Origin of the sequence: Streptomyces sp. NPDC050121, assembly GCF_044460385.1 — a bacterium.
Classification (GTDB): Bacteria; Actinomycetota; Actinomycetes; order Streptomycetales; family Streptomycetaceae; genus Streptomyces; species Streptomyces soliscabiei.
The window spans coordinates 248699-262510 of sequence record NZ_JBITJV010000005.1 but is presented as its reverse complement, the minus strand read 5'-3'; the positions used below and the strand labels follow the sequence as shown (position 1 = coordinate 262510).

Below are 13812 nucleotides of genomic sequence, written 5' to 3'. Positions count from 1 at the left end.
ATGGGAACCAAGACTGCTGACGAGGCCGGCGCCGAGACCGGCACCGAGACGAAGACCGACGAGGAGAAGGTGGACGTCACCAAGACCGACGCCACGGACGAGGTGTCCGAGGAGGCACCGGGCGTCGAGGAGGACGCCGACACCGACGCCGACGAGTTCCTCGCCGAGGACGGTGCGGCAGTCACGGACGCCTCCGTGGGCGTCGGCCAGGGCGCGGGCGCCGTCGTCTCCGCCGTGCTCGGCTTCGTTTCCCTCACCGGCAGCTGGATGGGAACCATCGCCGGGGCCCGTCAGACCCTCGTCGGCCAGCTGCACAATTCCGCCTCGTCGAACACGAGCCTCGCCAAGCAGCTGGAGGCGACCTACGGCGACGCCTGGCAGGCCACCGCGCTGTGGGCCGGCCTGTTCGCACTGACCGCGCTGGTCGTCGGCGTCGTCGTGCTGGCCCGCCCCGCCTTCGGCAACCAGGCCCGTCCGCAGGCGACCTGGATCAAGTCGGTTTCCTGGGCCGGCGTCGCGCTCGGCGTCATCGGACTGCTCCTGGCCGTCCTGAAGTACACCGACGCGCTGCTCGGCCTGCCCTCAACGGGCTGAGTCCCCGCAGGTCACGAGGGGCCTTAGGCCGGCCGTAAGCACCTTACGGCCGGCCTGAGGCCCCTCAGACGCGTCTAAGGCACCCCCCGCCGCCGAAGATGCGGAACTCTCCCGATGTGGCGCACCCCTCTGGGAGACGAAGGTGGAGGCATCGCAACGAGCGAAGCCGAACAACCACCTTCCAAGGGGACTTCCACCATGTACGAGCACGAGCTCCACCAGTTCCGTTCCGCCGAACTGCTCCGCCGGGCCGCCCACGAGCGGCTGGCCCGCGAGGCCGTCCGCGGCCGTCGCGCCGCCCGCCGGGAAGCCGCCGAACGTGCCGCCGTCGAACGGTCGGAAGGCGGCGCCGAGAGCGAGTCGCATACCCACCTCCTGCGCAGGCTCCGGTTCGCCCGACCGGCGTGACCGCCGAGACGCGGGAGGGCGACCGCACGGGGGTCGGCCGCCCTCCCACCAAAACACTGCCAACCCCACCCGCCGTTCCGCCAAGCCCCAGCGGCGTCCCGCCGGGCCTGCCCGGCGTTCCGCCGAGCCCGCCTGGTGTTGTGCCGGGCTCGCCTGGTGTTGTGCCGGGCTCGCCTTGTGTTGCGCCGAGCCCGTCCGGCGTTCCGCCAAGCACGCCTGGCGTTCTGCCGGGTCCGTCCGGTGTTCCCCAGAGATCCACCGGCGTTGCGCCGAGCCCGCCCGGGATGCCGGTGCCACCTGTCGGGTCTGCGGTGCGGTCCGGTGGGGCTGCGGTGCCACCTGCTGGGTCTGCGGTGCGGTCCGGTGGGGCTGCGGTGCCACCTGCTGGGTCTGCGGTGCGGTCCGGTGGGGCTGCGGTGCCGGTTGTCGGGGCTCCGGTGCTGGGCGCCGAGGGTCCGGCGGTGGTCGCCGACCCTGGGGCGGGAGCCGCTGGGGCGGTGGTGATATCCGCTGGGCCGTCTTCGCGCTCGCGTGCGATGCTCGGCCCCGTGGAGACCAGGTCCGTCAGCCCCGTCTTCGTCGGTCGCGCCGACGAGTTGGACACCCTGAACGCCGCGCTCTCCCGCGCCGCAGCGGGAGAGCCGCAGGCGCTGCTCATCGGCGGCGAGGCCGGAGTCGGCAAGACCAGGCTCCTCGAGGAGTTCGCCACGGCCGCCCGCGGCCGGGGCGCCGTCGTCGCACTCGGCGGCTGCGTCGAGATCGGCGCCGACGGACTGCCCTTCGCCCCGTTCTCCACCGCCCTGCGCGCTCTGCGCCGCGCCCTGCCCGACGAACTCGCCGCCGCCGCGGCCGGACAGGAGGACGAACTCGCCCGGCTGCTCCCCGAACTGGGCGTGGCGGCCGCCGCACGCCACGACGAGGAGGGCATGGCCCGCCTCTTCGAACTCACCGCCCGCCTCCTGGAACGCGTCGCCGCCGACCGCACCCTCGTCCTCGCCCTGGAGGACCTGCACTGGGCCGACGCCTCCACCCGCCACCTGCTGTCCTACCTGCTGCGCACCCTGCGCACCGGCCGACTCGTCGTCCTCGCCACCTACCGCGCCGACGACATCCACCGCCGCCACCCGCTGCGCCCCCTGCTCGCCGAACTCGACCGGCTGCGCACCGTCCAACGCCTCGAACTGGCCCGTTTCACCCGCGACGAGGTCTGCCGCCAGATCGCCGGCATCCTGGCGTACGAACCCGAAGCCGACCAGGTCGACGACATCTTCGAACGCTCCGACGGCAACGCCTTCTTCGTCGAGGAACTGGCCGTCGCCGCCCACGAGGGCTGCTGCACCGGCCTCACCGACTCCCTGCGCGACCTGCTGCTCGTCCGCGTCGAGGCCCTCCCCGAATGCGCGCAGAGCGTCGCGCGGGTCGTCGCCGAGGGCGGCTCCACCGTCGAGTACCGGCTGCTCGACGCCGTCGCCCGGCTCGCCGAGGACGACCTGCTCGACGCGCTGCGCGCCGCCGTCGGCGCCAACATCCTGCTCGCCACCCCAGACGGCGACGGCTACCGCTTCCGGCACTCCCTGGTCCGCGAGGCCGTCGGCGACGACCTGCTGCCCGGCGAACGCGCCCGCCTCAACCGCCGCTACGCCGAGGCCCTCGAAGCCGACCCGACGCTCGTGCCCGCCGACGAACGCGTCATGCGGCTGGCCAGCTACTGGTACCACGCCCACGACCCCGCCAAGGCCCTCCCCGCCGTCCTCGACGCCTCCGTCGAGGCCCGCTCCCGGCGGGCCTACAGCGAACAACTACGGCTCCTGGAAAGGGCGATGGAACTCTGGGAGGCCGCGCCGCAGGAGGTGCGGTCCGTCCTGCGCCCCGTCGACTACACCGAGGCCTACCCTCCCCCACTGTCCGAACGACGTGGGGGGACCCCCAGCGGCTGTGACCCTGCCACCACCCCGCTGCGCTACCTCGACCTCATGGCCGAGGCCGCCGTCGCCGGCCGCTACTGCGGGGAACGCGAACGCGCCCTGAAGATCACCAAGCGGGCGCTGCGCCTCCTGGAGGACGAAAACGACCCCCTGCGCGCCGCCTGGTTCTGGGTGCAGCGCTCCCGGCTGGTGCGCTCCCTGGGCCGGGGCAGCGGCCGCGAGGAGCTGTCCACGGCGCAGGACCTGGTGCGCGGTCTGCCGCCCAGCGAGGTGCACGCCGAGGTGCTCACCCACATCGCCAACTGGTCCATGGTCCACGCCCTCGGCCCCGACGCCTACCGGGCCGCCGAACGGGCCGTGGAGTACGCCCGCATGATCGGCTCCCGGGAGATCGAGCTCAACGCCCGCCAGGTCCTCGGCGTTCTCATGGTCCACGCCGGGCACATCGAGTCCGGCCTCGCGGAGCTGGAGGAGGTCAGAGAGCGGGCCCTCGCCGAGGACGCCCCCTCCGTCGCCCTGAACGCCTATGTCAACCTCCCCTCCGAACTGGAGGCGGTCGGCCGCTCCCGGGAGGCCGTCCCGATCCTGGAGAAGGGCCTCGACTTCGCCAAACGGCATGGACAGCCCGACACCGAGGCCTGGGTGTGGGGCAACCTCGCCGAGTCCCTCTTCTCCCTGGGCCGCTGGGACGAGGCCGACCGGGCCTGTGCCGCCGCCGGCCGGGTGGGCCAGGGCGTGGCGGTCCGAGGCGTCCACGCCACGTTGCGCGCCGAACTGGCCCTCGCCCGCGGCGACCTCGCCGAGGCAGGCCGTCAACTCGCCGTGGGGCGAGGCTTCTTCGGCTCCCACGAGCACGCGCCCCAGCACCACCTTCCCCTCACCCGCCTCGCCATCCAACTCGCCGCGGCCCAGGGCCGCCCGCTGGAGGCCCGCGCCCACCTCGCACCCGTCCTCGACCGCGGCTTCCCGCCCGGCGCCCAGCGCGACGCCTGGCCCCTGCTGCTCGCCGCCGCCTCCGCCGAGGGCGACGCCCGCGCCCTGCCCGCCGCCGATCCCGACCGCTCCGAGCTCCTCGACCGCATCCGCACGGCCGCCAAGACACTCGCCACGCTCGCCCCCGTCTGGCAGGCCCACGCATGCTGGGTCCGCGCGGAGCTCCTGCGCGCCGAGGGCCGCACCGACCCGGACGACTGGTCCGAGGTGGTCGCCGCCTTCGAACGCCTGGAACGCCCCTACGACCTCGCCCGGACCCGCCATCGTCTGGCCGAGGCCCTGCTCTTCGCCGGCGGCGACGACGAACGCGCTCGAGCCGCCGAACTCCTCCGCCTCGCCCGCGCGGTCGCCGCCCACCTCGGCGCCGCGCCCCTCACCGAGGCCGTCACTCTCCTCGCCCAACGCGCCCGCCTGGCCCTTTCGCCCGGCCCTGCCTCTCGGCCGCCGGCCGCCGATCCCGTTGAGTCCCTCGGCCTCACCAGCCGGGAACGCGACGTGCTGCGCCTGGTCTCCGCCGGCCGCACCAACCGCCAGATCGCCGAGGAACTCTTCATCTCCCCGAAGACGGCCAGCGTCCACGTGTCGAACATCCTGTCCAAACTCGCCGTCTCGGGCCGAGGAGAGGCAGCGGCGCTGGCGCATCGGCTGGGCTTGTTTCCGCCGGGGGCGGGGGAGCGGGTGGCCGCGCGATGATGGAGAGCGGTGACCTACCGGCCCCCGGAAAGGGAGAACGATGTTCAACGCCTTCGAGGATCTCTTTGCGCCGGGCCGTAAGCACACCCGGGACGAGCAGAACCGGCTGGAGCTCACCCGGGAGGACGTCGGGGACGGTGATCCCGGGCGCGGGCCGATAGACCTCGCGTCCGGGAAGGTCGTCGTACGGCCGCCCGAGACGGAGACGGAGACGGGGGCCGAGACGGAGACGGAGGTGGGGGACCGGTCGGAGGACGAGGTGGGGGACGGGGTGGAGGCCGAGGTGAGGGCGGAGGACCGGTGACGGGGCTCAGCTCACCTCCAGTTCCAGGATCCGGTCGTCGCCCGTCCTGGGGTCGCCCCTGCCGTCCGTGTTGCTGGTCGTGACCCACAGTTTGTCGCCGCCCGCCGACACCACCGTGCGCAGTCGGCCGTACTCGCTCTTGAGGAAGGCCTGCGGGTCCGCCGAGGCCGCCGTGCCCTTCAGCGGGATGCGCCACAGGCGCTGCCCCTTCAGCCCCGCCATCCAGATCGAGCCCTCGGCGTAGGCGATGCCGCTGGGAGAGGCGTCGTCGGTGTGCCACTGGGCTATCGGGTTTTGGTACTTCGGGTCCTTGGACGTGCCTTCTGCCGCCGGCCAGCCGTAGTCGGCGCCCGGCTCGATCGCGTTCAGCTCGTCCCAGGTGTCCTGGCCGAACTCCGAGGCGAACAGCCGCTGTTTGGAGTCCCAGGCCAGCCCCTGCACATTGCGGTGGCCGTACGAGTACACCGGCGAGTCCGGGAACGGGTTGCCCGGGGCCGGTTCACCCTCCGGCGTCAGCCGAAGGATCTTGCCGCCCAGCGACTTCCTGTCCTGGGCCAGGCCCCGGTCGCCACTCTCGCCCGTGCCCGCGTACAGCATGCCGTCCGGGCCGAACGCGATCCGGCCACCGTTGTGGATCATGCCCTTGGGAATGCCCTTGAAGATCGTGTCGGGCGCTCCCAGTTGGTCCCCGGCCGGCCGCTTCGTGTCGTAGAGCATGCGGACGATCCGGTTGTCCGAGACCGAGGTGAAGTACGCGTAGACCATGTGGTCGGAGGCGTAGTCGGGGGAGAGGGCGAGGCCCAGCAGACCGCCCTCGCCCGCGGCAAAGACGCCCGGCACCTCGCCCAGCTCGGTCTTCCGGCCCGTCTTCTCGTCCACCCGCGTGATCTTCCCCTCGTCGCGCGAGGCCACCAGGAGGCTGCCCTCGGGGAGCGGGGCGAGACCCCAGGGGGTGTTCAGGCCCTCGGTGACCGTGCGCACCACCTTGACCGTGCCCTTCGCGGGCGGGGTCTCCTCGGCGGGCGCGGAGGTCTGCGCGGCGGTGCGCCCCGGGGACGCGCTCGGCGAGGCGCTCGGCGGCCCTCCGGAGCCGGAGGAACAGCCGGCCGTCACCAGCAGAGCACTCGCGGCCAACACGGCCGACACAGCTCGACGTTGCACGATCATGGTCCCTTCGACACGCGGCGCCCGCGGCAGGCTCCACTAGTCCTACGCCGCTCGCGCCCCCCGGGTTCCCGATCCGGCCCGACCGGACCCGAAAGCGGCACTCACTCCCACGATCCCCGCGCCCCGGGCAGCTCCGCCACCTCCGTCAGATCCTGCGGCGTCAGGCGAAGAGCGCCCGCCGCCGCGTTCTCCGTCACCCAGCGCTCCTGCTTGGCTCCCGGGACGGGGACCACGTGCCGGCCCTGCGCCAGCACCCAGGCCAGCGCCACCTGCGCCGCCGTCACGGACGCGCCGTGCCGGGCGGCGACCCGGCGCAGACCGGCGACGATCGGCTGGTTCGCGGCCATCATCTCGGCGGTGAACCGAGGATGCCGGGCCCGCATGTCGTCCGGCTCGAAGCCCTCGCCCGGGGTCAGCGTGCCGGTCAGGAAGCCGTTGCCGAGCGGCATCGCCGCCAGGAAGCCGACCCCGCGCGCCTCGCACCACGGCAGCAGTGTCTCCAGCGCCTCCGGGGACCACACCGACAGCTCCGCCTCCACCGCGCTCACCGGGAAGACCTGCTGGACCCGCCGCAGCTGCCGAATCGTTCCGTCGTGCAGCCGCCCCCCGGCCCGGCGACCACCGCGCGCCCCCACCGCGCACAGCCCCAACGCCCGCACCTTGCCCGCCCGGACGAGCTCGGCCATCGCACCCCACGTCTCCTCGACCGGGACCTCGGGGTCCGCGCGGTGCAGCTGGTAGAGGTCGATGACGTCCGTCTGCAGGCGCCGCAGGGAAGCGTCGCAGGCCCGTTTCACATACCCGGGGCGGCCGTTGGCCACGATGTGCTGCTCGCCGACCAGCAGCCCGACCTTCGTCGACACGAACGCGTCCCCGCGCCGCTCCTTCAGCACCCGCCCCAGCAACAGCTCATTGGTGAACGGCCCGTACATGTCGGCGGTGTCCAACAGGGACGAACCCGCGTCCAACGCCCGGTGCACCGCCCTCAGCGACTCGTCCCCCCGCTGCCGCGACCCGCTGTACGCCCAGCTCATCGGCATGCACCCGAGACCGACGGCCCCCACCTCGAGCGCCCCCGCGCCGATCGTCCTGCGCTCCACCTGCCCGAAACCCTCCCTCTCCCAGAACCCCCAACCTAACCTCTGCACACGCGCGTGCCTGACATAGCCTCCCGCCCATGAGCACTGACGTATGGCTTCCCATCCCTCCGGAGGAGATCGAGGGTCTCCCCGAAGGGCCGAACTACCGCTTCTGGAACGGGGAGGAGGACTTTCCGGCGGACCCGGCCGACTGCGCCTTCTATGTCGTTCCCTACATGAAGCCCCCCGCCGTCGGGCAGCGGCCCCTGCCGGCGATGAGCGCCCTGGAAGTCCTCCAGACGCTGTCCGCCGGCATCGACCACGTCGAACCGGCCCTCCCGTCCCTGCGCCCCGGGGTACGGCTGTGCAACGCGCGCGGGGTGCACGAGGCGAGCACCGCCGAGCTCACGCTCACCCTGGTCCTCGCGTCGCTGCGTGGGGTGCCCGACTTCGTGCGGGCCCAGGACCGGGGCGAATGGCTCGGCGGGTTCTGGCCCGCGCTCGCCGACAAGAACGTGCTCATCGTCGGGTACGGCTCCATCGGCTCCGCCATCGAGGACCGGCTCGCGCCCTTCGAGGTGGCGCGGGTGGCGCGCGTCGCGCGCTCCTGGCGCACGACGGCGCGCGGCCCCGTGCATCCGATCGCCGAACTGCCCGCCCTGTTGCCCGAGGCGGACGTCGTGATCGTGTCCACGCCGCTGAACGAGGCCACGCTCGGCCTGGTGGACGCCGAGTTCCTGGCCCATATGAAGGACGGCGCGCTGCTGGTCAACGTGGCCCGCGGACCGGTCGTCGACACCAAGGCGCTGCTGGCCGAACTGGAGAGCGGTCGCCTCACCGCCGCCCTGGACGTCACCGACCCCGAACCGCTGCCCCCGGGGCATCCGTTGTGGAGTGCGCCGGGTGTCCTCGTCAGCCCGCATGTCGGCGGCCCCACCTCCGCCTTCCGGCCCCGCGCCGAGCGACTCCTGGTGGACCAGCTGGGCCGCTTCGTGAACCGGCGGCCGCTGCGCAACGTGATCCTTACGACGGGCACGGCGAACGGATCATGACGGCGACGGCAGACCCGTAGTCCGGTTCGGGCACCCTCCGCAGTCCTCCGGACGCGGTCCGTACCCCATCCGGGCGCATATGCCGATGATCGTCACGCAGCGTAGAGGAACTATGTCCCTGAGTGACGAGACTGGTGTATCGTCCCGACAGGGGCGGCGCCGCGCACGTTCGGCGTCAGGGATGGACATTTCAGACTTGTGAGGGGGGCGACGGGCGATGCACGGCCTATGGACGAACGATCCGACGCGGCGGAGCCGCCGACGGCGACCCTGGCGCTCGGCCGCGCGCGGACACGGTCACGGCAGCCACCACGGCCATCACCACCGCAGGTGCGCCAGCCGCCGGACGCACGCGCAGCCGGCTCCCCGGGACCCTAGGGATCCGGGAGTGACGCAGACCGGGAGGACCCGGTGAACTCGCCGCCGACCTCCACGCCCCTCCTCGACGGAGCCCCGCGGACGCAGGCTCCCACGGGGACGCCGCGCACCGCGCAGCCGCCCACCGGCGGCCCCCGCCCGAACCTGGTCCACCAACTCCTGCTGGCCGTCCTGTGCGCGGGATACGCCGTCGGCTCCGCGCTCGGCTGGGGCTCCGACGAACTCGCGCTGATCATGGGCGACTTCGGACTGACCGCCGCGGCGGGCGCCGCCGCCGTGTCGTGCCTGCTCTACGCGCGCACCCGGCGTGTCCGCTTTCGATCCGCCTGGCTGCTGTTCTCGCTCTCCTCGGTGATGGCGGCCCTCGGCAATTTCGTCTGGGGGTGGTACGAGGTGGTCCTGGGGCGGCCCGTGCCCAGCCCCAGCTTCGCCGACCTGTTCTTCCTGTGCTTCGCGCCCCCGGCCATCGTGGGGCTGCTGGTGCTCGCCGCCCGGCCCATGACGAAGGCGGGCTGGGTCTGCCTGGCGCTGGACGCCTGGCTGATCGCCGGCTCGCTGCTCACCCTCTCCTGGAGCCTCGCGCTCGCCCAGGCGGCGAAGTTCGACGGACCGAGCGTGGCCCACGCGGCGCTGTCGCTGGCGTACCCGCTGCTCGACATCGCCCTGGTGAGCATGGTGCTCGTCCTGCACTTCAGGCGGTCACCCGTGAATCGCACGGCGGTGAACACGGCCGTCGGCGCGCTCGCGCTGACCGTGATGTGCGACGCCCTGTTCACCTCGCCGCTGCTGCACAACAACTACCGCTCGGGCCAGCTCCTCGACGCGGGCTGGTTCGCGGGCTCGCTGCTCCTGGCGTACGCGCCCTGGGCCGCCTCCCGCCAGGGAGCGGCGGACGAGGGGTACACGCGTGTGGTACACGAGCACGTACCCGGCCAGCAGCGCGGCGGAGGCCACCCGCACGGGCCGTCGCGCACGGCCCAGCACCCGTCCGCACCGGCGGCCGCCCCGCAGCCGCCGGACCGGACGCCTTCCCCGGGAGGCGAGGCCGGCCGGTATCCGGTCACCCGGCCCATCACCGGCTCCCTGGCCGCGCTCACGCCGTATCTCGCGGCCGCCGTCTGCACCCTGGGGATCCTCTACAACGTTCTCAACGGCCACAGCGTCGACCGCGTGGTGCTGCTGACCGGCGGCGCGGTCGTGCTCGCCCTCGTCGTGCGGCAGGGGATCATGCTGCTCGACAACATCTCCCTCACCCAGGAGCTGGCGCAGAAGGAGAACCACTTCCGCTCCCTGGTGCAAGGCTCCAGCGACGTCATCATGATCGCCGCCCCCAGCGGCATCCTGCGGTACGTCTCCCCGGCCGCCGCAGGCGTCTACGGCCGGCCTGCCGAGGAACTGGTGGGCACCGAGCTGGCCCATCTCATCCACGCGGAGGACCTGGGCTGCGTGGTGCACGAGGTGCGCCGCTTCCTCGCGGCCAGCCCCCAGGAGGAACCCACCACGCGCATCGAGTGCCGTTTCCGCTCCGGCGACGGCGGTTGGCTCAACGTCGAGTCGACCGTCAACCGTCACCACGGCGGCCTGATCTTCAACAGCCGGGACGTGACGGAGCGCGTGCGGCTCCAGGCGCAGCTCCAGCACAACGCCGAGCACGACCCGCTCACCGACCTGCCCAACCGCGCGCTGTTCACCCGGCGCGTCCAGCAGGCCCTGTCCGGCCGCCGCAGCTCCGACCGGGGCCCCGCCCTGCGCAACACGGCGGTCCTCTTCATCGACCTGGACGGCTTCAAGGCCGTCAACGACACGATCGGCCACGCCGCCGGCGACGAACTGCTGGTCCAGGCCGCCCGCCGGCTCCAGGACGCGGTCCGGCACGGCGACACCGCCTCCCGGCTGGGCGGCGACGAGTTCGCGGCCCTGATCGTCGGCGACGGCACCCGCGACCGTGCCGCCCGGGAACGCCACATACTGGAACTCGCCGACCGCCTCCGGCTCACGCTCTCCCAGCCGTACCTCATCGACGGCAACGAGGTGCGCGTCGCCGCCTCCATCGGCGTCGCCTTCGCCGAGCCCGGTCTCGGCGCCGGTGAGCTGCTGCGCAACGCCGACCTCGCCATGTACCGCGCCAAGGCGGCCGGCAAAGGCCGGGTGGAGCTGTACAAGCCACAGATGCAGCAGGACGTCGTACGCAAGGCGGAGCTGGCCACGCGGCTGCGTGCCGCGCTGCACGACGGCGAGTTCGCGCTGCTGCACCAGCCGCTGGTGCGCCTCGAGGACGGCCGGATCTCGTCGGTCGCCGCGCAGGCCCGTTGGCGCTCCTCCCAAGGGGTTCTCTTCACACCCGCCGAGTTCCTGCGGGTCGCGGAGGACAGCGACAAGACCGCCGAGCTGGGCCGCTGGATGCTGGAAGAGGCCGTCGAACAGGCGGCCGACCGCGCCGCGAGCGGGCTGAACGTGCCGGTCGTCGTCCGGGTCAGCGCCCGCCGGCTGCTGGACCGGTCGATGCCGCTGGGCTCCGTCGAGGCGCTGCTGACACGGCACGGGCTGCCGTCCGGAGCGCTGGTGGTCGAACTGTCGGACACCGACCCCAGGGCGCCGCTGGACGAGCTGGAGCGCCGCCTCGGGGCCTTGAAGCGCCTCGGCGTCCGGATCGCCCTCGACGGCTTCGGCAGCGGCTACGCGACCCTCACGGCACTGCGCCGGCTCCCCGTCGACGTACTCAAACTCGACCGCTCGCTCGTCGAGGGGGTCGTCGAGTCCGCGCGGCTGCACAAGATCACCAGCGGGCTGCTGCGGATCGCCGGCGACCTCGGGCTGCAGTCCGTCGCGGAGGGCGTGGATCTGCCCGAGCAGGTCGTGGCGCTGCGCGCGATGGGCTGCACGCACGGACAGGGCATGGCGTTCTCCGGTCCGCTCGACGAGTACCGGCTGCGCCGGGCCCTGGCGACCGGCCGCTACCCCGTGCCGCACGGCCCGGCCGAGCCCGCGTTCGCGGGCGGCGGCGCGGGGGTGTACACCAGTGGTGTCACCGCCGTCCTGGGGAGCGGAAGTGCCCTTCGCTCACATAATGAGACTCCCGTCCCACCCACTTGACAGTCGGTGCGCGCCAGGGGGAGGGTCAATGCCATGCGCACCCGAATTCTCGTACTTGGAAAGCGCGTCGGCTGACGCTGGTGACGTCCGGGCGGTCCCGGAACTCACAGCGACCCACACCCGGCGCGCTCCCCTCGCTTGCCTTTTGGCACGAGGGGTTTTTTGTTGCACAAAACCCGCAGCACCCTCGCCGCCCGACCCGCGGCGAACCCCAGTAAGACCCTCAGTAAAACCCTCAGCATCGAGAAGAGAATGCCGATGACCGAGCAGGCCACCGGGGCCCATCCGCAGCCGCGGCCCCGATCCGGAGGACAGCACTCCGCGTCCGTCGAGCACGTGACGGGTGCGCAGTCCCTCATCCGTTCTCTCGAGGAGGTCGGCGCCGACACGGTATTCGGCATTCCCGGAGGCACCATCCTGCCGGCGTACGACCCGATGATGGACTCCGAGCGGGTGCGTCACGTGCTGGTCCGTCACGAGCAGGGCGCCGGTCACGCGGCCACCGGCTACGCCCAGGCCACCGGCAAGGTCGGGGTGTGCATGGCGACCTCCGGGCCGGGCGCCACCAACCTGGTCACTCCGATCGCGGACGCGCACATGGACTCGGTGCCGCTGGTCGCGATCACCGGGCAGGTCGTGTCCAAGGCGATCGGTACGGACGCCTTCCAGGAGGCGGACATCGTCGGCATCACCATGCCGATCACCAAGCACAGTTTCCTGGTCACCAAGGCGGAGGACATCCCGCGGGTCATCGCGCAGGCCTTCCACATCGCCTCCACCGGCCGCCCCGGGCCGGTCCTGGTCGACATCCCCAAGGACATCCTCCAGGCGAAGACCACGTTCTCCTGGCCGCCCACCATGGACCTGCCCGGCTACCGCCCGGTGACCAAGCCGCACGCCAAGCAGATCCGCGAGGCCGCCAAGCTGATCACCGCCGCCAAGCGCCCGATCCTCTACGTCGGCGGCGGCGTCCTCAAGGCCGGCGCGACCGCCGAGCTGAAGGTCCTCGCCGAGCTGACCGGCGCGCCCGTCACCACCACCCTGATGGCGCTGGGCGCGTTCCCCGACAGCCACCCGCAGCACCTGGGCATGCCCGGCATGCACGGCTCCGTCGCCGCTGTCACCGGTCTGCAGAAGGCCGACCTGATCGTCGCCCTCGGCGCCCGCTTCGACGACCGCGTCACCGGCAAGCTCGACAGCTTCGCGCCGTACGCCAAGATCGTCCACGCGGACATCGACCCGGCGGAGATCGGCAAGAACCGCGCCGCCGACGTCCCGATCGTCGGGGACGCGCGCGAGGTCATCGCCGACCTGGTCCAGGCGGTCCAGAAGGAGCACAGCGAGGGCCAGCAGGGCGACTACACCGCCTGGTGGAAGGACCTCAGCCGCTGGCGCGAGACCTACCCGCTCGGCTACGACCAGCCGTCCGACGGCTCGCTCTCCCCGCAGCAGGTCATCGAGCGCATCGGGCAGCTCGCGCCCGAGAACACGATCTTCGCCGCGGGTGTCGGCCAGCACCAGATGTGGTCCGCGCACTTCGTCCAGTTCGAGAAGCCCGCCACCTGGCTGAACTCCGGCGGCGCGGGCACGATGGGTTACGCCGTCCCGGCCGCGATGGGCGCCAAGGCCGGCGCGCCGGACCAGACGGTCTGGGCGATCGACGGCGACGGCTGCTTCCAGATGACCAATCAGGAGCTCACCACCTGTGCCCTGAACAACATCCCGATCAAGGTCGCCATCATCAACAACGGCGCTCTCGGGATGGTCCGCCAGTGGCAGACCCTGTTCTACAACCAGCGCTACTCCAACACCGTGCTGCACTCCGGCCCGAACGACGTCAACCCGGAGGCCCGGGGCACCCGTGTCCCCGACTTCGTGAAGCTGTCGGAGGCCATGGGCTGCTACGCCATCCGCTGCGAGTCGCCGGACGACCTCGACAAGGTCATCGAGGAGGCGAACTCGATCAACGACCGCCCCGTCGTCGTCGACTTCATCGTCCACGAGGACGCGATGGTGTGGCCGATGGTCGCCGCCGGCACCTCCAACGACGAGATCCTGGCCGCCCGGGACGTCCGCCCCGACTTCGGCGACAACGAAGACGACTGAGCGAGAGAGACGTAAAGAAG

9 protein-coding genes are annotated in these 13812 nt (G+C 72.4%); 7 read left to right on the top strand and 2 right to left on the bottom strand.

All coding sequences use genetic code 11. The annotated features are described in order from the left end of the window. The 4 genes from ACIBTS_RS10795 (at position 1) to ACIBTS_RS10780 (ending at position 4917) form a co-directional block, all read left to right on the top strand. Entirely contained in the window at positions 1 to 594 is a 594-nt protein-coding gene (locus tag ACIBTS_RS10795) for a hypothetical protein (RefSeq protein WP_399318282.1), read from the top strand. A gap of 198 nt (positions 595 to 792) precedes the next feature. Next, on the top strand, positions 793 to 1002 hold the full coding sequence (locus ACIBTS_RS10790; RefSeq protein ID WP_319672117.1) for a hypothetical protein: 210 nt from the start codon (positions 793 to 795) through the stop codon (positions 1000 to 1002). Between the two features lie 536 nt (positions 1003 to 1538). Continuing rightward, positions 1539 to 4613, top strand: a complete 3075-nt coding sequence (locus ACIBTS_RS10785) for an AAA family ATPase (protein ID WP_399318281.1) — start codon at positions 1539 to 1541, stop codon at positions 4611 to 4613. Between the two features lie 40 nt (positions 4614 to 4653). Further along, positions 4654 to 4917, top strand: a complete 264-nt coding sequence (locus ACIBTS_RS10780; RefSeq protein WP_399318279.1) for a DUF6191 domain-containing protein — start codon at positions 4654 to 4656, stop codon at positions 4915 to 4917. Positions 4918 to 4923: 6 nt separating this feature from the next. Here the strand turns inward: ACIBTS_RS10780 and ACIBTS_RS10775 are convergent, their stop codons facing one another. Both ACIBTS_RS10775 and ACIBTS_RS10770 read right to left on the bottom strand, forming a co-directional pair. Further along, the gene (locus tag ACIBTS_RS10775; protein ID WP_399318277.1) at positions 4924 to 6084 is read right to left on the bottom strand and encodes a PQQ-dependent sugar dehydrogenase; all 1161 of its coding nucleotides are present in this window, start codon (positions 6082 to 6084) and stop codon (positions 4924 to 4926) included. 101 nt (positions 6085 to 6185) lie between these two features. Then, positions 6186 to 7184, bottom strand: a complete 999-nt coding sequence (locus ACIBTS_RS10770) for an aldo/keto reductase (protein WP_399318275.1) — start codon at positions 7182 to 7184, stop codon at positions 6186 to 6188. Between the two features lie 77 nt (positions 7185 to 7261). Here ACIBTS_RS10770 and ACIBTS_RS10765 point away from each other — a divergent pair, with 77 nt between their 5' ends. From ACIBTS_RS10765 to ACIBTS_RS10755, 3 genes are all read left to right on the top strand, one after another. Continuing rightward, the gene (locus ACIBTS_RS10765) at positions 7262 to 8215 is read left to right on the top strand and encodes a 2-hydroxyacid dehydrogenase (protein ID WP_399318274.1); all 954 of its coding nucleotides are present in this window, start codon (positions 7262 to 7264) and stop codon (positions 8213 to 8215) included. Positions 8216 to 8626: 411 nt separating this feature from the next. Beyond that, entirely contained in the window at positions 8627 to 11686 is a 3060-nt protein-coding gene (locus ACIBTS_RS10760) for a putative bifunctional diguanylate cyclase/phosphodiesterase (protein ID WP_399318272.1), read from the top strand. Between the two features lie 258 nt (positions 11687 to 11944). Beyond that, entirely contained in the window at positions 11945 to 13792 is a 1848-nt protein-coding gene (locus ACIBTS_RS10755) for an acetolactate synthase large subunit (protein WP_399318269.1), read from the top strand. Positions 13793 to 13812: the final 20 nt, after the last annotated feature.